This window comes from Microcoleus sp. FACHB-831 (genome assembly GCF_014695585.1).
Lineage (GTDB): Bacteria > Cyanobacteriota > Cyanobacteriia > Cyanobacteriales > FACHB-T130 > FACHB-831.
Genome location: NZ_JACJON010000081.1, coordinates 1 through 20618, shown reverse-complemented (window position 1 = coordinate 20618; position 20618 = coordinate 1). Strand labels below are relative to the sequence as shown.

The 20618-nt window shown below is 47.0% G+C and carries 20 protein-coding genes, 1 tRNA gene and 1 pseudogene; 12 read left to right on the top strand and 10 right to left on the bottom strand.

Annotated elements, in window-relative coordinates:
• A pseudogene (locus H6F77_RS26270) lies at positions 1 to 122 on the bottom strand (photosystem II D2 protein (photosystem q(a) protein)); the annotation flags it as partial.
• 222 nt (positions 123 to 344) lie between these two features.
• Between H6F77_RS26270 and H6F77_RS26265 the strand changes: the two are divergent.
• The 4 genes from H6F77_RS26265 to H6F77_RS26250 all read left to right on the top strand — a co-directional run bounded on the left by H6F77_RS26265 (position 345) and on the right by H6F77_RS26250 (position 2236).
• Positions 345 to 674: a UPF0367 protein family gene (locus tag H6F77_RS26265; RefSeq protein WP_375335975.1), complete on the top strand. Its 330-nt coding sequence runs from the start codon at positions 345 to 347 to the stop codon at positions 672 to 674.
• Positions 671 to 1363: an energy-coupling factor ABC transporter ATP-binding protein gene (locus H6F77_RS26260; RefSeq protein WP_190491875.1), complete on the top strand. Its 693-nt coding sequence runs from the start codon at positions 671 to 673 to the stop codon at positions 1361 to 1363. Before H6F77_RS26265 ends, H6F77_RS26260 begins: the two co-directional genes overlap by 4 nt.
• A gap of 147 nt (positions 1364 to 1510) precedes the next feature.
• Positions 1511 to 2059, top strand: coding sequence for an NYN domain-containing protein (locus tag H6F77_RS26255; RefSeq protein WP_190491874.1), 549 nt, complete (start codon positions 1511 to 1513; stop codon positions 2057 to 2059).
• A gap of 104 nt (positions 2060 to 2163) precedes the next feature.
• Positions 2164 to 2236 (top strand) — tRNA-Glu (locus H6F77_RS26250).
• A gap of 499 nt (positions 2237 to 2735) precedes the next feature.
• On the opposite strand, the gene H6F77_RS26245 is transcribed toward H6F77_RS26250, so the two are convergent.
• The 4 genes from H6F77_RS26245 to H6F77_RS28780 all read right to left on the bottom strand — a co-directional run bounded on the left by H6F77_RS26245 (position 2736) and on the right by H6F77_RS28780 (position 8698).
• Entirely contained in the window at positions 2736 to 4418 is a 1683-nt protein-coding gene (locus H6F77_RS26245) for an ABC1 kinase family protein (protein WP_190491873.1), read from the bottom strand.
• Between the two features lie 125 nt (positions 4419 to 4543).
• The gene (locus H6F77_RS26240; RefSeq protein ID WP_190491872.1) at positions 4544 to 6646 is read right to left on the bottom strand and encodes a GAF domain-containing sensor histidine kinase; all 2103 of its coding nucleotides are present in this window, start codon (positions 6644 to 6646) and stop codon (positions 4544 to 4546) included.
• A 332-nt stretch (positions 6647 to 6978) separates the two neighbouring features.
• A complete protein-coding gene (locus H6F77_RS26235; RefSeq protein ID WP_190491871.1) occupies positions 6979 to 7200 on the bottom strand; it encodes a hypothetical protein in 222 nt (73 codons plus the stop codon).
• A gap of 406 nt (positions 7201 to 7606) precedes the next feature.
• Positions 7607 to 8698 (bottom strand): hypothetical protein, encoded by a 1092-nt coding sequence (locus tag H6F77_RS28780; RefSeq protein ID WP_190491870.1) that lies wholly within the window; start codon positions 8696 to 8698, stop codon positions 7607 to 7609.
• 256 nt (positions 8699 to 8954) lie between these two features.
• Between H6F77_RS28780 and H6F77_RS26225 the strand changes: the two genes are divergently transcribed.
• Both H6F77_RS26225 and H6F77_RS26220 read left to right on the top strand, forming a co-directional pair.
• On the top strand, positions 8955 to 9497 hold the full coding sequence (locus H6F77_RS26225; RefSeq protein ID WP_190491869.1) for a LeuD/DmdB family oxidoreductase small subunit: 543 nt from the start codon (positions 8955 to 8957) through the stop codon (positions 9495 to 9497).
• Between the two features lie 210 nt (positions 9498 to 9707).
• The gene (locus H6F77_RS26220; RefSeq protein ID WP_190491868.1) at positions 9708 to 10052 is read left to right on the top strand and encodes an NAD(P)H-quinone oxidoreductase subunit M; all 345 of its coding nucleotides are present in this window, start codon (positions 9708 to 9710) and stop codon (positions 10050 to 10052) included.
• 69 nt (positions 10053 to 10121) lie between these two features.
• Here the strand turns inward: H6F77_RS26220 and H6F77_RS26215 are convergent, their stop codons facing one another.
• Both H6F77_RS26215 and H6F77_RS26210 read right to left on the bottom strand, forming a co-directional pair.
• Positions 10122 to 10394: a hypothetical protein gene (locus tag H6F77_RS26215; protein WP_190491867.1), complete on the bottom strand. Its 273-nt coding sequence runs from the start codon at positions 10392 to 10394 to the stop codon at positions 10122 to 10124.
• Positions 10395 to 10791: 397 nt separating this feature from the next.
• Positions 10792 to 11199 (bottom strand): hypothetical protein, encoded by a 408-nt coding sequence (locus tag H6F77_RS26210; protein ID WP_242022635.1) that lies wholly within the window; start codon positions 11197 to 11199, stop codon positions 10792 to 10794.
• Positions 11200 to 11290: 91 nt separating this feature from the next.
• On the opposite strand from H6F77_RS26210, the gene H6F77_RS26205 reads away from it, so the two are divergent.
• The 4 genes from H6F77_RS26205 to H6F77_RS26190 all read left to right on the top strand — a co-directional run bounded on the left by H6F77_RS26205 (position 11291) and on the right by H6F77_RS26190 (position 16924).
• Positions 11291 to 11518: a DUF6737 family protein gene (locus H6F77_RS26205; protein ID WP_190491866.1), complete on the top strand. Its 228-nt coding sequence runs from the start codon at positions 11291 to 11293 to the stop codon at positions 11516 to 11518.
• Positions 11519 to 11698: 180 nt separating this feature from the next.
• Positions 11699 to 14083, top strand: a complete 2385-nt coding sequence (locus tag H6F77_RS26200; RefSeq protein ID WP_190491865.1) for a PP2C family protein-serine/threonine phosphatase — start codon at positions 11699 to 11701, stop codon at positions 14081 to 14083.
• A gap of 199 nt (positions 14084 to 14282) precedes the next feature.
• Positions 14283 to 15902: a CHAT domain-containing protein gene (locus tag H6F77_RS26195; RefSeq protein WP_190491864.1), complete on the top strand. Its 1620-nt coding sequence runs from the start codon at positions 14283 to 14285 to the stop codon at positions 15900 to 15902.
• A 404-nt stretch (positions 15903 to 16306) separates the two neighbouring features.
• Positions 16307 to 16924: a hypothetical protein gene (locus H6F77_RS26190; protein WP_190491863.1), complete on the top strand. Its 618-nt coding sequence runs from the start codon at positions 16307 to 16309 to the stop codon at positions 16922 to 16924.
• A gap of 96 nt (positions 16925 to 17020) precedes the next feature.
• On the opposite strand, the gene H6F77_RS26185 is transcribed toward H6F77_RS26190, so the two are convergent.
• A complete protein-coding gene (locus H6F77_RS26185) occupies positions 17021 to 18373 on the bottom strand; it encodes a PrsW family glutamic-type intramembrane protease (protein WP_190491862.1) in 1353 nt (450 codons plus the stop codon).
• Here H6F77_RS26185 and H6F77_RS26180 point away from each other — a divergent pair.
• Positions 18353 to 18631 carry a hypothetical protein gene (locus H6F77_RS26180; protein ID WP_190491861.1) on the top strand — a complete coding sequence of 93 codons (279 nt, stop codon included), beginning with the start codon at positions 18353 to 18355 and terminating at the stop codon, positions 18629 to 18631. The two genes, H6F77_RS26185 and H6F77_RS26180, sit on opposite strands and share 21 nt — an antisense overlap.
• Here H6F77_RS26180 and H6F77_RS28135 read toward each other — a convergent pair.
• Entirely contained in the window at positions 18542 to 18742 is a 201-nt protein-coding gene (locus H6F77_RS28135; RefSeq protein WP_242022636.1) for a hypothetical protein, read from the bottom strand. The two genes, H6F77_RS26180 and H6F77_RS28135, sit on opposite strands and share 90 nt — an antisense overlap.
• A complete protein-coding gene (gene def, locus H6F77_RS26170; RefSeq protein ID WP_190491859.1) occupies positions 18742 to 19320 on the bottom strand; it encodes a peptide deformylase in 579 nt (192 codons plus the stop codon). Before def ends, H6F77_RS28135 begins: the two co-directional genes overlap by 1 nt.
• A 209-nt stretch (positions 19321 to 19529) precedes the next feature.
• On the opposite strand from def, the gene H6F77_RS26165 reads away from it, so the two are divergent.
• The gene (locus tag H6F77_RS26165; RefSeq protein WP_190491858.1) at positions 19530 to 20351 is read left to right on the top strand and encodes a DUF3598 family protein; all 822 of its coding nucleotides are present in this window, start codon (positions 19530 to 19532) and stop codon (positions 20349 to 20351) included.
• The last annotated feature ends 267 nt before the right edge of the window (positions 20352 to 20618 follow it).

Below are 20618 nucleotides of genomic sequence, written 5' to 3'. Positions count from 1 at the left end.
GCGCAGGGGAATAGTAATATACCCGACCAGCCTACGAATACGAAGCGATCGCGCTTTAGCCAGTCGTCTACGGTGTCAAATATACCGCGTGACGCACTTGCGCGTCCAACTGCGATGGTCATTACAGCAAATCTCCAATTGGATATGATTACGACAATGTGTTCTAAATAACATACACGTAGTTTAGCTGCTGTGATTTAGCAGAAAACTGTTTGAATGTCATTAGACTTTACATTTGTTAACTGTCTCTCATTATATTATGAGCAATTTTCCTTTTTGTGCCACATCATCTTTTAAAAAAATTAATATTTTATCTCCCGCAGAAGACAGCGGCGGTAGGCCACATGACCTGGCTCTGGTTTGAGATACTAGGAGGGAGTGCTAGACGAAAAATTGTTAAATACCGAATGTACATCATCGAATTGACTCTCAAGAACACCCCCATGCCGCTCTCAGTGCAGCGCAAACTAACTGCTGATGCCGAGGTAGTTTACCAAAAGATTCTGGACGCGATGCGCTATAGCGGCGCCCAGCTGCTAGAACTAACGTGCGAACGCCAGCCTGAGAAGAAAGTCGGCGTCCTCAGTAGTGAAATCATCGCGGTTCAGATGTATGAGAAATCTGGTGCGGCAACTGCGGGAAGACAACCCGGTTTCTTTGCTCTGGCTGAATGAACCCATCTAATGGTGTGGAAACAGCCTCGCCTGCGATTCGCGTGCGAGATCTGTGCTTCAGCTGGCCGTCTGGGGATATGGTTTTACAGTCCTGCTCCCTAGACGTACCGAAAGGGGAATTTTGGATGCTTTTGGGCACCAACGGTAGTGGTAAATCAACCTTACTAAGATTGCTGGCAGGGTTGTTACAGCCACAGTCTGGTGAAATTCAGATGAGCCGCCCGGTGGGCTTTGTCTTCCAAAATCCCGATCATCAGCTGGTGATGCCTACGGTCGGAGCAGATGTTGCATTTGGGCTAGTGGAGGAAAAACTATCAATAGCTGAGGTACGCCAGCGAGTTGAGTCGGCGCTAACAGCCGTGAATTTATTGACGCTGCAACGCCGCCCCATCTATGCCCTAAGTGGGGGTCAGAAACAGAGGATTGCTATTGCGGGTGCGATCGCGCGACGCTGTGAAGTCCTGTTGTTAGATGAACCTACTGCTCTACTAGATCCAGACTCACAACTGGATCTGGTGGCGCAAGTGCGACAGTTAGTAAAAAGTCGGGGGTTGACCGCCCTTTGGGTTACGCACAGGTTAGAAGAGCTAGATTATTGCGATGGTGCCTTTTTACTAGAAAAAGGTAGCGTCGTAGACCAAGGCTCGGCCCAAAACCTCAAGCTTTTTAATCCCTATTTCAATCCCTGATAGGGATTTATCAGCTTATCTATAAGTCGTGCTAAATTATACCATTTTCCAGGGCGATTTTCTACCTGCGCTCTGGAAAAGTGGTATTTACATAAGTTTAGGATATAAAAGAGTAATATGAACTTTTGAAAATACTAGGCTCCGATAATGCCACCCTCGCAACCGCAAGCTGTTTTGCTAGTTGACGGCTACAACGTGATTGGAGCCTGGTCAGTCCTTGAGAAGACGCGCGATCGCGATGGGCTAGAGGCAGCCCGCGAGCAATTAATAGAGGCTTTAGTTAATTACAGTGCTTTTGAGGGGTTAGATACTCAAATAGTGTTTGATGCCCACTACCAGGACACAACTTGCTCTTGCGAAGTCATTAGCCCCAATTTATCTGTTTGCTACACGGATTTTGGACAGACAGCAGACACTTATATTGAAAAATTCTGTGCTTCATATCGCCGCAACGTCGTGAGTGCAAGGCAGAGGGTGATTGTGGCAACATCAGACAGAGCGCAGCAGTTGACAGTTGTGGGTTTCGGGGCAGAATGGATGTCAGCCCAACGGCTGGCTTCAGAAGTAGAGTTAACGGCAACGCGGCGATCGCGCAGTCATCTAACCAAAAAACAATCTTCAAGCCGTTTTTTAATGAATTCCCTCGACGCTAAAGCGCGTGAGCGTCTAGCAGAAATGCGAAAAGGCTTGAAATAGAGGCACTTACAGGTTTAAAAAATTTTTTGCTCAAGTAGTTGACAGACCCAATAAGGTTAGTTATTATAGATAAGGTTGAGGCAAGCGAAGGCTTAAACAAACAAGCCCCCATCGTCTAGAGGCCTAGGACACATCCCTTTCACGGATGCGACGGGGATTCGAATTCCCCTGGGGGTACTGAAAGAAAGCAAAAAGGCAAAAGATTCATATCTTTTGCCTTTTTGCTTTTTGACTTCCGGAAACTAATTACAGTGTTACCCATACGGTTGTAGCCGCCGACTGTACGCAGCATCAAAGAAATTGTATTGATGCAAATGCCGATTTGAATTTATATTGTGCAAGTCGGTGCAGCGATCGCTACAGGGAAAATATTGCTGTGCCTGGTACGGATCAAAAGCAGATGACTGCGCTACGCGCTCACCCTTTTCTGTGCATCTATGGGAGCGTCAAGATACCAACAGGGTAAGATACTACGATTTATCCTGAATCACGCGATCGCAACCTTGCTATTTAGCATTCACTCTCAATCTTAATAAATAAGTAATACAACACTTCTATAAGTTATTCCAAAAGCTATTATCATAAAATTTCCCTTACTTATCTTCTGCACGGATGGGTTTAATCAATTGCCAGAGTACTTTATAAATTATCTATCGTCTAAAAATTATATTTATTTTTATTTTTCCGCAAGTTTGTCTAATTTCTCCTTAATAGATAGAGTGATTAAGGCTCGCAGCAAAATTAAGAACCATAAACCCGCTAAGGTAAAAGCAGCGATCGCCCAGTTATAGGATGGCACTGTTAGTAGTAATGCACCAGCTAACAAGCTACATCCGCTGATACAGGCATATATTAAACTTTTAATAGCTAGACTAATCCGTTTGAGAGTGCGATCGCTCTCAATATTCCTCACGCGCAACTCTAACTCACCGCGTTCAATCCGTTCTTCTAACCGCCTGATTAAAAGTTCAGTTGCACTAGGCTGCTTCCATTTATATTTAACGAAGTCCCTAGCTTGTCTGGCTAGTTCCCCAATTAAATTTCCCTTTCCTTGAGAGACAGTTATGCTCTTAATAAAGGGTTGAGCGCAAGCTACTGGGTTGTATTGAGGATCTAGCGTCCTAGCTATACCGTCGAGGGTGGTTAATGCCTTCAAAATAAATGTCATTTGTGCAGGTAAGCGAAATGGTTGCTGCTCAAACATGGCATAAACTTCGCTGGTCATTTTACTAAAAGCTTTTATATCTAATGGCTTTTCGGTAAATTGATCTAAGATAAATGTTAATAGCCTGCGTACCGGGGTCATATCGGATACGGGCACAATTAGTCCCATATCGATTAAAGTATCAAGTACCTCCTCAGTATCTTTTTTCAGAACTGCAAAAAACGTTCTGATCATCTGATCTTTGGCAATTGCCTTCATCTCTGCCATCATCCCAAAATCGTAAAATATTAGGCTGCCATCTTGGCTGACAGCCATATTTCCAGGATGAGGATCTGCTTGAAAAAACCCATCTAATAATAATTGTTTGAGGTAACAACAAATACCCAACTGATTAACTTGCTTAGGATCTATGCCACAGGCTTCTAGAGTTTGACGATCGTTAACCTTAATACCCGGTAAGTATTCGGCAGTAAATATTTTTGTCGTTGTGTAACGCCAATAAACTTTAGGTACGATAATCCGAGGATAGCCGTTAAAATTAGCAGCGAATCGCTCGGTATTTTTTCCCTCTTGGATATAATCAATTTCTTGATATAGGAGATTAAAAAACTCGTTATAAATTGCTTCTAATTCGTATTTTCTTGTCCAGGGCAAATAGCGGTTGCAAAAACGCAGAAGCTTACCGAGAGCTTGAAAATCCAATTTAAATAAGTTTTCCAATCCGGGACGCTGGACTTTAATTACTACATCTTCGCCTGTGTGCAGTCGTGCTTTATGAACCTGTCCTAAACTGGCAGCAGCAAGGGGAAAACGCTCGAAATCTCGATATAAGGCATAAAGCGAGTTGCTCAGTTCCGATTCAATAAGAGCGATCGCTTCTTCAGCACTAAACGGAGGTACTTTATCCTGTAACTTAGCTAATGCTTCCACATACTCTAGAGGCAGCAAATCAGCTCTAGTAGATAGTGCTTGCCCAATTTTAATAAAAGTCGGCCCTAAACGTAGCAGAGTCTCCACTAACCACTGGGCGCGGCGATTTTTATGATCGGGGGAGTTGTTGGGAAATGTACTATCCCACCACAAATAAAACATCCATTCTGCTGCGGCTGTAAAAATGTCTCTCTGACGTGCCAGCAGGGAATATTTAGACCTTTGCCAACGTAGTGGTCTGGGCGCTGCACTCTTTTTGAGCATAATATCTGTTTTTGAGGTTACGCACCGCCACTATTCCAAAGCAAGAAGCTGTCATGGCTGATGATTTCAGGTACAAAGAGACACAGCCTAAGTGGAGAATTTCTTTGAACCCATCAATTATTAGTTTAGGGTTGGGTGCTGTCTAAAAAATGAGGCAGCGTTATGGTAAAGCAGGTTTCCCAAGACATGGTGTTGTCAGTCGGACAGCTAGAAACAGCGATCGCGCCATTTATATGGTGTACTGATAACTTTACCAGAGCCAAGCCCAACCCAGTCCCAGGAACGACGGCATCTTGGGTGACACCTATACCGCGACGGAACGGATCGAAGATATATGTCTGTTCTTCCTGTGAGATACCGCGCCCGGTGCTGGTTAAGCTAATAACAATCTGATTAACCTGTTGATTGACCTGGGTACTAGCACGCAGATGAACAGTGGTATTGGCGCCGGAGTACTTGCCAGCGTTGGTCAAAAGTTCTTCAAGGGTGCGGCTGAGGCTGTCCAGGTCGGTCTGAATCATCAGCGATCGCGTGGGTAAATCCACCTCCAGAGTTAATCCTTTGTCTGTCCATTTCTCTTCAAAAGAATCCGCCAAACCCTGGATAAGCTGTTTGAGGTCTATCTTTTGCACCTGGAGAGCGGGTTTGTGAGACTCCAGTTTCTGGAGAGTAAGTAAGTCATCAATCAGATTCTTTTCCTTGTTATACTCCTGCTCCAAGATATTTATATAGAATGCCTGTTTCTCTATAGGCAGTTCGGGACGCCTTAAACCGTCGATCGCCAACTTCATCTTGGTGAGCGGATGCCGCAGGGAGTCACTCAGGTTGTCTATGAATTCATCCTTAAGCTGATTGAGATGCCGTAGCTGGTCAACCTGTTGGCGTGTCTTTTCGTACAACTTCGCCTGCACCTCCCTCATCCGCTGCACTTGGTCAGTGCGCTCTTCGACGAGATTTTGCATCTGCCTTGAGGTTTGATTAGTGATAATCGAAGTACTGGCGATCGCGCTTATCGATTTCACAAAATCTATTTCTTCTGGCTGCCACGAGCGCGGTGACGCATTCTGTAGCACTAAAAATCCCAATACAGTGCCTTGAGCTGAGGCTCCCCCCATAGTCCCTAAAAGGGGCACTACCAGCATAGCTGGCATGGCTTCTGGGTCAAAAATTTCTATGGCAACCGATTGAGTATCGGATGAAATTGGTAATTCTTCACTTAAAATATTTTGTCTATCGTTAATAACAACTGGCTCCGGTGCTTGAATGAAAGCGTCTCCACAAACCTGACAATCTGACAGCAGAAAGGATTTTTGACTTTTTGCAGTGGCTTTTTGCTTCGCTCCGGAATTTGAGATGTTTGGTATAGCTTGTTCCCCAGAGGCGTACCATTGACCAGCAACCGTCACCGTAGCTTTGGGAATGCGCTTTAAAGAATTGCTCTGGAACAGGGGGTTAGCATATTTCAATAAGAGTACGAGGCCGCGATTGACATTAAGCGCTTCAGCTACCCCAGCGATCGCCATATCCAGAATCTGATTCAAATCATAGCCGCTACGGATTGCCATAGCTGTCTGGTTGATCGCGCTTTGGTATTGGGCGGCGGTGCGTCCCTGTTGCTGTAGTTGCACTTGAGAAATCGCTAGCGCCACCATTTCTGAAGCTGCTTTTAGCAGTTCTTTCTCTTCTTCCGTCCAATCGTGGGGCTGAATGCGCCCGACTAGGAGCGCCCCATTCGCCTGAAATTGAAATTGGGTCTGGATTCCTAACACGGCGCGTATCGGCAGCGCTTCCCCACGCCATCCCACTGGCATTAACGTTTCTGAAGCGTGAATATCAGCAATTGCCACTGGGGAGGAATTAGCCATTATCCCTCTTAGTGCTGGGTGTCCCAGCAATAGCATTTGATGAGCGGGCAGCCCCGCGGGATAGTCCGTACTACACCAATAAGCCGTCTGGGGCGTGGCTCGATCCCTAACTCCATCCACAATCAAACAGACATCCACTTCAAACATTTCTCCCAAAGCACGCGCAATAGTCGGCAGGAGCGTTTGTAGATTGGGGCTGCTAAGGATGATTTGGGTAATCTGTCGCCCTAACTGATTGCGAGCTGTCTGATACTGCATTTTGCTGGCCGAGTGTTCCGGCAGGAGAACGGGTTCAACTTGGCCGATCATCTGTGAGGTGACAGGCTCTATGATTGCCCGTGCGGCAAGGGGGGCTACATCCATAACACTTATGCACACTTGGATTTTAGTGGAGTTTTCCTTTGCAGAGCATAAGAGCTTTTGCTAAGGAGGAGAGGAGGTTTTGGGGGAAACTCCGAACCAAACTAACCGCCAAACTATGCTATTTATGCGGATGTTTTCACTTTTGCCCTACACGGGCTATTGGCTCCACCGAATACCAATGTCCCGAGCATATCTCCCAGAACCGAAAGGACTGGATAGAGCAACGTGATGGCAAGTATTCCCCCTTGATTTAACATTCCCAAATTTGCCTATGTTCTACCAGCGAGACAATCCTAATTTCGCAAATAGGCTAATTTCCTGTTTTTGAGCAGCTAGGATACCGACTCTATCTGCTTATATAGTCTACTCTCTAAAACCGCACGGGACTCTTGCTTCACCCTACCAGACATGGCTGCTTGTTGTAGGGTCATGAAAGCGTTAAAGTCTTCTAAACTATACTTTGTTCTAAGCAACTGCCGTAGTTGCTCTTCAGCTTCAACCGTCAGATAACCCGTTGAAAGTGCTTCTTGGACAACCTGACGGATTAGAATCATACCTCACCTCAAAGAAAGTTACTCGGTAAGATAAGTATCTGGCTTTCTCCAAATGTACTTGGTGACTTTAATCTTTTAAACTTCGTGATGTTTTGAGGGTTCTTTGTGTGATGAAGCAAATTTTTTTGTGTGACGGCGATCGCATTGTGCATCGGCTATAGGGTAGATATCAAAGCCTAGCTCGCGTCTGTTCGATGAAAAAATCAAAAATTTATAGTTGGAGATTAGTAAGGGCGATCGCTCTTATTAATCTCCAATAACCAACTTGATATTATTTATGTTAGCCAGGGAGACTTAAATATCAAAAATTAGCTTATCTGGCGCGACAGATCTGCCAGCGGGGCAGATCGTGCCATTTATACCAAAAAACAAGAAAAATAGGCTGTTTTCGCTCGTCACCGCAGTCTCAACGCACCTTCTTCGCTTCACGTAGGGCTGATTCCCTATTTTGGCGATAGGACACTACTCGATCTTGAGCTAATTTGTAGCGGCTGTGAACAGCAGGCACTGCCGCCATCAGATCTGAAGCTTTTTGCCACTTCGCTGCTATTTCCAACCAAGCTGCCGAAGATTTCGCAGCTTTTCCCGCAGCAGAAGTTTGCTCGGCTAATCGCACTGCTTCTACGAATGGATCGGCGGTTTGGGCGGTTACTATAGCTGCCACGGGTGACTGGGTAGGTGCTGTTTGTGGGATAGCTGCTACGGGTGACTGGGTAGGTGCTGTTTGTGGGATAGCTGCTACGGGTGACTGGGTAGGCACTGTTTGTGGGATAGCTGCTACGGGTGACTGGGTAGGTGCTGTTTGTGGGATAGCTGCTACGGGTGACTGGGTAGGCACTGTTTGTGGGATAGCTGCTACGGGTGACTGGCTAGTTGCTGGCTCAGGAGATGATGGTGTGGGGGACTGTGGGTTTTGAGCTGACATCTGACCGCTCAGTTTTGGGCTTAACCACTCATAAAATACCCAGCCTACGAGTAGTAAGAGTAAGGATAATGAAGCACCACCTACAATACCTCGCCAAAATTGACGTTTTTCCCTTGCGAACATGGGAGTTGGTTTTGGGAAGTTTTCCGCATGGCGTTGAGTAGGTTTTCCAGCCTTTATATCCTCTGCTAGCCGCCGGAAGATGTTGGGCTTCTTGAGGGTAATCTCTTCTGACCAGAGTAGTTGACTTTCGGGGTTGCGGCTAATTTCTTCGAGCCAGAGCAACTGTTGTTCTCGGACAATGCGGCTGTTGATGTTGACGCGACGAATATTTCGCGGGGCGATCGCTTCTAAAATCTGCCTAATCTCGGCTACGAGTGTAGATTGTTCGAGTTGATCGACATTTGCTGCCTCACACAAAAGTTGCAACACGCCCGAAGCAAATATTGCTCTGGTTCTGACACCGGAATCTGCCAGCTTTTCATTGAGCATTTGGATAATTGCTGCAACACTACCCTGACGAGCCTGTCTGGCAATGTCATCCATCGTATCTGCCATTCTAGTTGGAGCCATGAATTGCTAGTTAGCCCTGACTTTTTTAAATAACCTTAACAGTGTTTGTTGTTTAATATCCCATAAACAGATGGTTGTTGATCCGGGAAGAGTTGAAGGAGGGATCGCACTTTCATGCCTAGATTAACCCACGAATGGCGATCGCTCGTCATGGGTGCCTACCCTCACAACAAAACCTCTAACCGACTTTTGCGACTTTGGCCAGAAGTGATACATTGAAAGATCAAAACACGATTCGGTAAAACAGGAATTCATTATGGGCAAAGTGATTCGCGGTGAGATTTTTGTTCTGGATGACAACATCGATACCGATCAAATTATCCCAGCAGAATACCTTACCTTGGTGCCCTCCAAGCCTGACGAATACGAAAAGCTGGGCAGTTATGCCCTAATAGGGTTGCCAGATCGCTACGGTAAATTCGTAGCATCAGGAGAAATGAAAACTCGCTATCCCATTATTGTGGCAGGGGAAAACTTTGGCTGCGGTTCTTCACGGGAACACGCACCCATTGCTTTGGGTGCTTCCGGGGTTGAAGCTGTAATTGCCCAATCTTACGCTCGGATTTTCTTCCGCAACTGTACAGCCACGGGCGAACTTTACCCTTGGGAGTGCGATATTAGACTGTGCGAAGAGTTTGCAACTGGTCAGGAAGTTACCATTGATTTTGAGGAAAATTTGCTGATTAACCATACTTTAGATAAGAGTTACAACCTCAAGCCCTTGGGAGACGTGCAGCCAGTTATTGATGCAGGCGGTATTTTCGCTTATGCGCGACAGACGGGGATGATTTCCCGCTAAAAAGGCCACTTAAGGCGATCGCCTAGTAATAGTTCGCCGTCTCCTTACCAAAACTGAACTTACCAGCTCAGTTTTACCCTTTAGTAGAGGCGGTTGCTTTTACAATAATTTACAATTAGTTTAATTAAGCGCGGACTATAGAATATTTCCGTCTGAACTGCTCTGTTGTCCAAACTCTGAAAAATTACCTTCGCGAGTAGAAAATTAGCCATGCTGCTAAAGTCAACAACCCGCCACATCCGCATTTATACTGCCGAGGTGAAGAATAACGAACTGGTTCCTGGAGACCAGGTTTTAACCTTAGATGTCGATCCAGATAATGAATTAAATTGGAATGAAGATGCTCTGCAAAAGGTTTATCGCAAGTTCGATGAATTAGTGGAGCTATCGAGCGGCCAAGATTTGACCGAATACAATTTGCGCCGCATAGGGTCAGATTTGGAGCATTTTGTGCGATCGCTTTTGCAGAGCGGCCAAATCACTTATAACCTCAACAGCCGCGTTCTTAACTACAGTATGGGATTGCCTCAAGTAGCCTCGCCTGCTGGTGAGTAGAAGTATTAGCGAAAGTATGAAGTATAAACTAGCGATTGTTCATACTTCATACTTTCAAAAGTAATTAAGCTACCACCAAACGCGATTTCCGTTTTCATCCGTGCGAGCTTGACGAATCACATCAGAAATTTCTTCGGCATCCTTAACGTGGTGTAATGGCTTTTCCTCGCCATCTGGTTCATCTACAACAAAGTAAGTGGGAACCGTGATGTGATCTCCCGTAATATCAGGGGCATCTACAGCAATTTGCTTTGCTTTTTCTTCAGTGGTTTGGGGGTGGTCAGCAATCGTATCCCCCGGATTCGTAGTTCTATTTTTGATATCTTTGGAGGGACTATCCATATAACTCCTGAAAAATTTGAATTTTATGCCTTTCTAGTCTTAGATTAAAAAATATGCGGCGCGATCGCCTCTTTCTCTAGGGATAATTGACGCCTGCTTTAAGAAGTATTAATATTGGCCGGACAGCAGAAGGTCGATGCGCGATCGCTAACGCTGGCCCTCATCTTTGTCCTTCTGGTATAAAATTTTTCCCTTTCATTTTCTCGCCCTCCCGATAGAAGTACTAAGCGACGAATTAAGGATAAGGGTTTGGGAACAGCCTATGCGCCCGTCATCTGATTGTGCTAATGCTATTGACTTTTGACACCCTTGTGGAGGTCAAAATTTAGCCTTAATGTAATAAAATCTGTTTTTTAGGTGAAGGAAGCCTTGTTTAAACTTGTTCTGAGGGAACGGTTTAATCAGACCGCCCAGAATCACCATCAACTCCTTCTTCCTTGGCTCGCTTCCGTTCCAGAAATTGCTTAAGAGCAATTCGACGATTTTCTAGGAAGCGACTCCAAAAACCTGGGAGAAAACTATCCATCGTTTCAGCAAGTGCCCAAGCTTCAAGATTCATCATCTTGTAACGCAGGTGGTGAGAATGTTCTAGCTGGGAAATTAATTGTTTAACTTCTCCAGTAGCAGGCGAGTCTAGGTCTGCAAACTTGCGATCGACAGGAGCGTTTGGTTCAATCTCGGACATGGCAATCACCTTGCATCGGCGGTAGAAACAAAACAAAATTACGGCGTGCATCCGCAAAGTAACATAGTTGGCAGGAGAAATCAGGCAAATACACGCCCAGGTAGGTACGGGTTGCTTCAAATCTAACCTCCGGCATGGTAATTGCCCAAGCAAGGTTTGACCTAAAACCGACAAAATATAGAAACAGTAACTAAATCAGTTTGTCCGTATTATGCATGAACAACAGCCTGTAAGCCCTTGGAATTATAAGCCTTGGTGGTGTCAGCCCTGGTCGATTTTGCTAACGGGTACTATGCTAATCGGTGGCAGTTGGGCGTTGGCAAAAACTGCCTGGGTAACGGTTATTGTAGCTATCCCAGTTCTGATATGGATGGGCTACTTTGTAATTATCTGGCCCCAGTTGATGAAAGACAGCGGATTGCTCGATCGTCGAGAGTAACAAATTGTGGATTATATTCTCCACAGATAAGATTCATCTACCAGCCAGCAATTTGTAGATAATCAGACGCTAAAATCCAGATTAATCCGACTGTGCGGGCAATTCCGCATATGGCTGACTTCCCAATAGCCTAATGCGGCTCTAAGAGCCAAAATGTAACTGGCCTGTGAAAGAATCTTCATGCAAACTCCTGATGCGGCAACGCTTAACTGCCCTAATTCTCGTTGTCAGGCTCCCAACCCTCAGAGCCATAAATTTTGCCAGAAATGTCGCACGCCGCTGCTCAAACGCTACTTGTGGGCAGTGGGCGACGAAGGAATACAAGCTTATCGCCCTGGGGATATCCTTGCGGGTCGCTATTTAGTAGAAAGGGATAAGATTCTTCTGGATACCAAACCCGGTCTGGTACCGGAGACCCCCGAAGAAATACCACCTGATTTAGCACCCTATCTCAAGCTTTCTCCATATCAGCTCCACGTTCCCCAAGTGTACGGAATTGCCACAACTGGTGATGGAAGACGCAACAAAGAAATCTGGCTGCTAGAGCAAGTACCAGTATATTCAGGTGGTTCCGGGGTAAATGCCTTGGGACAACTGATGCCAGAAATAGCAAACGTCTGGAAAAATGCCCCGCCCTTGCGCCAGTTGCATTGGCTGTGGCAGATAGCGTGTCTGTGGCAACCGATGAGTGTTTACAGCGTGGCATCTTCGTTGCTCAACGGTAAACTGCTGCGGGTAGAAGGATCGCTAGTAAGGTTGTTGGAGTTGCAGGAGGATACTGGTGGGACTGCGACCTTACAACAACTAGGTACTCTTTGGTCGCAGTGGGCAACTGAGGCTCACCCTCTGGTAGCCAACTTTTTAGAACAACTTTGCGCTTCACTAACGCAAGGTGGGGTACAGACATCAGAGCAACTGGTAGCGATGTTGGAACGGGGAATCGCAGACTGCGGACAAATTTCATCAGGAGAAGCCGGCACGCGAAACCGTCATAACTTCCAGATTGTCACTCTTAGCGATAAGGGACCAAGCCGCCGTCGCAACGAAGATGCCTGCTACCCGCCCAGCGGAACAGCGCTTACCACCAACTCTGACCAACCAGCTCTAGCCATTGTCTGCGATGGCATTGGCGGTCATGAGGGGGGCGATGTGGCATCCAGCATGGCGATTGAAACTATACGGCAACGGGTAGAGAGTATGCCGCTTAGCCCGACGCTTGACTTAGCAACCCTGACGACCCAATTAGAAAATGCTGCTTGTGCTGCTAACGACCAGATCAGTCAGCGCAACGACACTGAAAAGCGGCACGAACGGCAACGCATGGGCACTACTTTAGTGATGGGTCTGGCGATCGCTCCTTGGATAACTATTACTCATGTTGGAGATAGCCGAGTCTACAGAATAAGTCGCACTGGCTGCCATCAAGTTACGCAGGATGACGATCTTGCTTCGCGGGAGGTGCGGCTTGGCTATGCCCTTTACCGCAATGCCGTGCAACAGCCAACATCTGGCTCTCTGGTTCAAGCTTTGGGGATGGGTTCGTCAGCAACCCTGCATCCAACCGTACAGCGCTTTGTTTTGGATGAGGATTGTATTTTCCTCCTCTGCTCTGATGGCTTGAGCGACAACGACCGGGTAGAGCAATACTGGGAAACAGAAATTTTGCCTATTCTAGAAGGCCAGATTAGTTTGGCAGCCGCAGGGCAGCGTCTGTTGCAGCTTGGCAACACGCAAAACGGACATGACAATGTTACGGTTGGTTTGGTCTACTGTCAGGTACCCCCTCAAGCGGCAACTGGGGGAAGTGAAAGCACGGTCATGCAGATGGGAGCAGTTCCACCTCCCTCTGCCGATATCCCTAGCGCTACTCCTTCGGCGATGAAAACGCAGCAGTTACCCCAGGTTCGTGCATCGGGGCCTTCCTGGCCAATGTTATTGGGGACATTTTTAGTACTGGGGATGCTGGGTGGGACGTTGGTTCACTTTTGGCCTTCTATAGTGGCTACGATCGGCGCACAGCAAAATCCCGCCCCTAGCGAACCAGCCATTTTATCATCTGATCCAGAAATCCCCAAGGCAACTCCCTCCTCTGTTTCCTCGGTGACGACTGGGGCGCAAATAAAAATCCTTAGTTCAACGGCAAAGAACTCAAAAGGGGAAAACGTGTCGTTTCTGCTGCGACCAGAGTTTGAGCCGCCTAAAAGCCAAGAGGTGCTTGGGATAGTTCCCCGCAATAGTGTTTTACAAGTGATCGACACTCAACAAAGTGCTTTGCAGGAGGGTTGGCTAAAGCTAAGAGTTTGCTCAACTCCAACGCTAGGTGTCACGAAAGAAGCACTACAACCACCAGCCCCCAAAAAATTGCCCTCACCTTCAAAAACCCAAGGTTTGCAACCATCTGGGGGTTCCAAGCCGAAGCCAAACTCCGTGCAATATATTCAGGCAAAACAGGGACAGGTGGGATGGATTCGAGCATCCGAGGTTGAATCGGTCAGCCAAATCCTAGACCCTGGTGCTGCCGAACAGTGCGGTGGAACTGAGGCTACGCCTGGGACAAATCCTTAGAATGTAGGTTGAAATTGCCCATAAGCGATCGCTATGAGCGACCCAACCCAAGACTAGGTAGACTGATAGAAAAGCAAATAGGTTATGGTTTATAGTTCGTGGTTCCTCCTTGGGAGTTGATCGTTATCAACAATTTCCCAATGAACGAGGAATCGATCGACAATGAACAGTGACCAATAAACAAATTATCCCTATTTAAATGTCTCGGTCTGAGAATCCTTGCCTCAGTTTAGCGATCGCCCATCTCACAAAAGCTGGGGCAGACAACTTTGCCATTTGGGTTGTGAAGGCTCCTTATCCTGGTGGATATGTTATCCATGACTGCCTTTGGCCGCAGGCCTTGACGCAGACTTGGTTCGCTTGGCAGCAGATGTTTAAGGGTCAAGGCCCCCTCCACGTCCCCCTAGCAGATCACGCCAACTTACCCCCCCTCAAATTGCCTCCAGAGACGGGTATGGGTTTTGTCGGTCAGACGACATATGGCGGAAGGCTAATGCAAGATTTGGGAATTTCCCTGTGGCAGTGGCTGTTTGACGGCCCGATTGAAAATGCCCTTGCCTCTAGCCAGGGAATTGCCATGGGTCAGAAAAACCCCTTGCGCTTGCGCTTAGAAATTCGCGACCCCGATTTAATCACTTTGCCTTGGGAAATTATGCAACCCCAACCGGGGAAACAGGCAATTTCTCTAAGCCAGCAAATTCTTTTTAGTCGTACTACCAGTTATGTTGACCCGCTCCCACCCCAGCGCTTAGCAAGTGGGTTAAACATCTTGCTGGTACTAGGACAGGACGCTGGAGATCCGGAACGTTCAAGTGGCTCTTTACAGCTGGAGCAAGAGGCATCTACCTTAGCTTCAATCCTAGAACGCAGCGGCCAAGCAGATGCATCTAGCCACTACTCCAGCTCAACAGTTTTAGGCCAGGTGGATGCGCTCGTCCAACCAACACGAGCCGAACTAATCAAACGTCTAGAAACTGGCGACTACAACATCCTGTTTTATGCGGGACATGGAGTACCGGGGCCGGACGGTGGCCTGCTGTTTTTGCGACCTGACGCTACAATCAACGGGACTGAATTAGCCCAGGTTTTGGTTTCTCGCAGAGTAACTCTGTGTGTAGTAAATGCCTGCTGGGGCGCTCAACCCGACCAACACAACCAGCGATCGCTAGAGCGCAGCAGTTTGGCAGAAGTTCTGATTCACCATGGCGTCCCAGCTGTTTTGGCTATGCGGGACTCCATTGCCGACCAGGAAGCTATTAGCTTTATCCAGGCTTTTGCCCAAGCTCTGGCAGCACGGCAGCCTATTGACCAGGCAGTGGCCTTAGCAAGGCAACAGCTTTTAATGGTTTACAAATTTAACAAACCAGCCTGGACTTTGCCCGTTCTGTATATGCATCCCCAGTTTGACGGCGGACTGATTGCATCGGAGGATGGCATTACGCAAATGCCGATAGGAGTTCCCCTCAGTGGCGAACGACATACACCCACTGCGTCATTGCGATCGCTCGGAACGACTGAGAAGATCTGGCAGATTAAGGGTGCCCGCATGCGCGTGGGTCGCAGCCAGGAAAACGACGTGGTACTAGAAGAACCAGGTGTTTCTCGAAAACACGCTGAAATTTTCCGCCGCGATTCTAATGCAGACCATCCAGCCAAGCCTACATACATCCTGCGCGATGATTCTAGTTTTGGAACTCTAATTTCAGGCCCTAATGGTTGGCAAAAAGTCCACCATGAGGAAGTGGCGTTGCAATCTGGAGTGCAACTAAAGTTTGGGAATCCTCAAGGTCAGACGTTGGAGTTCACTATTGAACGATAAAGGTGATGTGTCGGAGTTTTTGTTCTTAGCTTCAATGTTTGTGAATTTTGAATAAAGAACAACAAATTGTTCGGCCATTTGGCGGTTGTTGCGAAGAAGGGTTGGATGTAAAGATTGTAAACTCAACTTTATAATTCAAAATTTCACCTTCAAACTTCACAATTTCTAATTCAAAACTCTTACGGAAGTGGCGTCAATGCCGATGTAGCTACCCCAGACATCGTACAGTCAAAAATCACAACTCAGAAGACTTCAAGGCACAAGGTAGCATGCAAAAGAAATTTTTCCTTCCTGACTTGCAAGACTTGGTGAACTTTGACTTGAGACTTGAGGCTGTGCGATCGCAGGGGCGAAGCTAAAAGACTTCACCAAACGAAACTATAAATATACGCAGGAGCAGTAAAATGACCAGCCAATCGATTTATTCTGAATATTTTGGGGACTCTTTCTCACACGCTGCCGCTGACTTACTAGAAGCAATCATGCTACCAAACGAGGCAGCATATCCCTGGAATCCTGGCGAGGCGAATTCAGAAGCTTACTTGGCGTCACTAGAACGGGAATTTGAACTTCAAGAGTGGTCAGAGGAGGATATTTCCTCCGGCTGTGAAAGGTTATTTTCCCAGCTACATGAATGCTGGACGTCAGAGCAACCAGAAGCGCAGGCTGTAAAGATGTCTTTATACCAACGCTTTGCGGCATATGTACCCGAATCGTGGATTGATGCGATCGCTCAAAAAGCCACTGAAATTTGTTCGGCCAAGCTCTCTTTGGCAGACCAACTGGTGCAGTGTGTTAACAGCTTGCTACCCTATTGGGCAGAAGAAGACTTGCAGGTATTGGCTCGTCCTTTGGCCTGCGCGATGCGGGGAGCTGATGCAGAAGCTGTTGAATCAGCCCTCAGTGTTGTTCGACAAGTTGATTGGACAGAGTTATCCGAAATGGAACAAGCTCGCGTGAGTATGGCGATCGCTCGGTCTGCCTTAGCGAACCTCAACAACGGCATTCCAAAAGGAGTATAAATTATGCACTAAGAGCAAGGCTTAGCAGCTTGGGACAGCAGCCTACTCGCACTGCGCCGTCTGCCTCCTCTGCTCGTCTGCCCTCCAAGGCTCCCATTAAGGGGGACCGAGAAAGCGGGTGGCGAAGTTTTGCGATCGCGTCGGCGATAGTGCCCTCGCCTTAAGAATTGCCGCTGTTAAAAACGCATACGACATTACCCCTACGACGGACAACAGCAAGCCGCTGATAACGCCCGTTGCGTTCCAAAGAGCATGGAGGCTGGCAGCAGTAAGGTAGCCAATCATCAAAATTTGCCAGCTCTTGCGGGGCTTCAGCACGCTCAGTCCAATGAAGTAGCCAAAATAGCCACTGTAAGCCATATGCCCTGCTACAGAGCCTAAAACGCGGGGAATCAGCAACTGCAATCCCACCAGCTGGCCAACTCCTTCGCCGCCCTGTAGCCTCACATTGTCGATAATCTCAGGCACATACTGCCCCAAAGTTTCCAAAAGGGTAAAGCCAACGGCAGATGCAGCTCCCAGCAAAATACCATCCAGGGGTTCAGCGACACCGATGCGTTCCCTGATGGGGGAGCGAAATAAGCGACCGAATAAATAAGCCATCAAGACGGGCAAAGCCTTGATCAGCTCTTCCATTAAGCCAGCGCCAAAAAACATCCGGACGAGCAAAGTAGGAAAGTCTACCTCATTCCGACCTTCGGGCAGGCTTCCAGGCAATATGCCCCGAAAGACAACGATAAATACTGTCAAAAATGGGCTGAGCAAAACCAAAGCGGTGGTTAGAGCTGAAGCCACTAACACCCACCAAGGCTTATGCTTGCCGCAAAGTTGGTAAACAAAGTAAAACGCTCCCCAAGCCAGATAAGCTGCCAGCAGCATATTGAATACTAGCGGCTCCCCGACAGCGGCGAACAATAACACCACAAAGGCAACCGTGATGATGCCTGGTACGAGGTAAGCTTTTGTAGTTAAATCCCGGCCTGTGGAAAAAATGGGAAACAACTGGGTAAAGCTGACAGAATCTGCGCTTGGCGTGGGGGGGACAGCAACAAACGCCGGAGCGTTGCTCGCTACCTGATTTGTCTGGGCAGGTTGCGGGGGGGACTCAAAAATAAATTCAGCGGCATCTTTACCCAGCGTAATGCGATCGCCATTAACCAAAATTTGGCATCCCTGCACTCGTCGCCCATTGACATATGTGCCATTAGCACTATTCAAATCGCAAATCTCCCAAACGGGCGATCCCCCCGCAGGCCCCGATAACGGGCGGATCGCAACATGACGCCGGGAAACACCCCCATACGAAGTGGAATCTAAGACAATTTGACACCCAGGCTCGCGCCCGATTGCTACCTCTCGGTCGGTCGGTAGCGAGTAGGGTTGTCCTTGCCCAATTGCACCTGCCGACACCTGCCGGAGAAATCCACTGTGAGGCTGTTTATTGTTCATGGAGAGCTGGGAACTGGCGAATGGGTAATGGGTTTTGAGTTTGTAGAGACGCCGATTTATCGCGTCTTAAGTTTTGAGTTTAATCTCCCACTTTCCCACTCTCCCCGGACTCCGGACTCCGGACTCCGGAGTCCGGATGCCCTATTCCCAATTACCAATGACTGCCTTTTATTGATTACTGTTGGCGTCGCGTACCGCAGCATAGAAGAGGAAACCACCCAAGGGAATGCTCGCTGCCAGGATAATGGCCGTCGTTAAGGTTCCTAAATCTGGATTTCCAGAAGAAAGTTCAAAAATCGAACCTACGGCGGCAATTCCTGCTACACAAGAGCCGAGCAAATATACAGCGCTCTTTGGCGTACCGCTCATCATGGGCGACTACCAGTAGCGACGGGTTTGACAGCTCCAGACGAGAAGCCATGCTTTTTCAGCTCGTCGGCCAAGACCAAACCATTTTCCACGCGGTCAACAAATAGCACGCCATTGAGATGATCCATTTCGTGCTGAATGGCGCGGGAGAGCAGCCCGCTAGCAGTTAATTTTTGAGGCCGTCCGGTTTCGTCTTTGTAGGCAACTTCTATCAATTCTGGGCGTTTCACGTCAATGTAGACGCCGGGAATGCTGAGACAGCCTTCCTGGAAAAGACACATCTCGCCACCCAAGCGCTTGATGGTTGGGTTAATCAGAACCAAAGGGGGGTTGGCTGCGTTATCTGGTTCGCAGTCTATAACAATTACTTGTTTGTTGACTGCAACTTGGGGCGCTGCTAGACCTATGCCATCGGCGCTGTACATAGTTTGCAGCATCTCGCGGATTAACTGCCGAACTTCGGCGTCTACCTTGGCAATACGCTTGGCTGGTTGACGGAGTACGCGATCGCCTAGATAGTGAATCTCTAAAGGCGGGTTTTCCAACTTTTTCTTTTCGACGGCAATTTCGGACGTCATGGAGTTATGACTCGCAGGTGTGTGACAATTTATGGAGTTTTACTCTATTTTATTTCAATTTTTAATAGGGATTCAATTTACTTGTGGCGTTAGGCTTATTTTTATCCCTAATTTTTATGCTCGATCGGGTTTGAACGTTAGCACCAGGCGATCGCGCCTTAAACTCAACTATAGCATGGCCTGCTTCAGTATATAAGGTATAAATTTTTATGAAATCTCAGTGGGAATGTTTGCTGCAAAATTTAGGTGAATGGCAGGGTTCCTTTACCCTTCTGTCGTCACAAGGAGAACTGCTAGAAGATACGCCTACGATAACTACTCTAGAAGGACTTAACAACAATCAAACAATTCGCCAAAGCATTCGTCGCTTCCACCCCTCTCAAGAGGTACAAGAACAAGTTTTAGAATATAGTTCTCTAGCTCGTAGCGTAATGTTTTTTGAAAATGGGGCTTTTTCCCAAGGTTCAATTCAATGGGGGCCTTTTTCTGAATTTGGGGCAGAATTGGGTTTGATTGATGGTGACAGGCGATTGCGTCTGGTGCAGTTGTATAATCGCGACTCCCAGTTTTACAGAATTACTTTAATTAGGGAAAAGTTAGCTGGTAAGAATGCCTCGGAGCGCCCGCATTTGAGTTTAGACCAATTGCTAGGAGAATGGCAGGGAGAGGCGGTGACAATTTATCCAGACTGGCGATCGCTCGATACTTATTCGACGAATCTTAAGATAGAGCGCGAAGGTGGAGATAAATTAGTTCAGAAGCTAGTTTTTGCTAATCGGACAATAACTTCTAGTGCCAAAATTCATGGCAATATTCTCCATTTTGACGAAGGTTCTCAACCAGTTCAAATTTTGCTACTACCCGATGGTGCTTCTTGTAATTGTCCTCTGCAAGTTAAGGCTGGTAAACCTTTTTTTTTAGAAGTTGGTTGGTTGCTTAAACCTAACTTACGCCAGCGGATGATTCGCAGCTATAGCGATAAAGGTGAATGGGTGAATTTAACTTTAGTCACGGAACGTAAAATTAGTTAATAACTAACAATAGTTATCTGCCAATCAATGTTGTAGTAAAAACGCGATCTTCTTCAAGAAAAGGAGCTGAAAAAAGTGGCTTTTTTTTTACTTGAAATATACTTGACAAAGTAGTCAAAATTTAGTTAAATAATAGTAGGATTGACATATAGCGTTTCCCTATCTAATGAGGTACGATTAATAGATAGGTTGTACATTTTCCTTAAAGAGAAATGAAGGCATATTCGCTCGACTTACGGCAAAAAATTATCGATAACTATGTTCAAG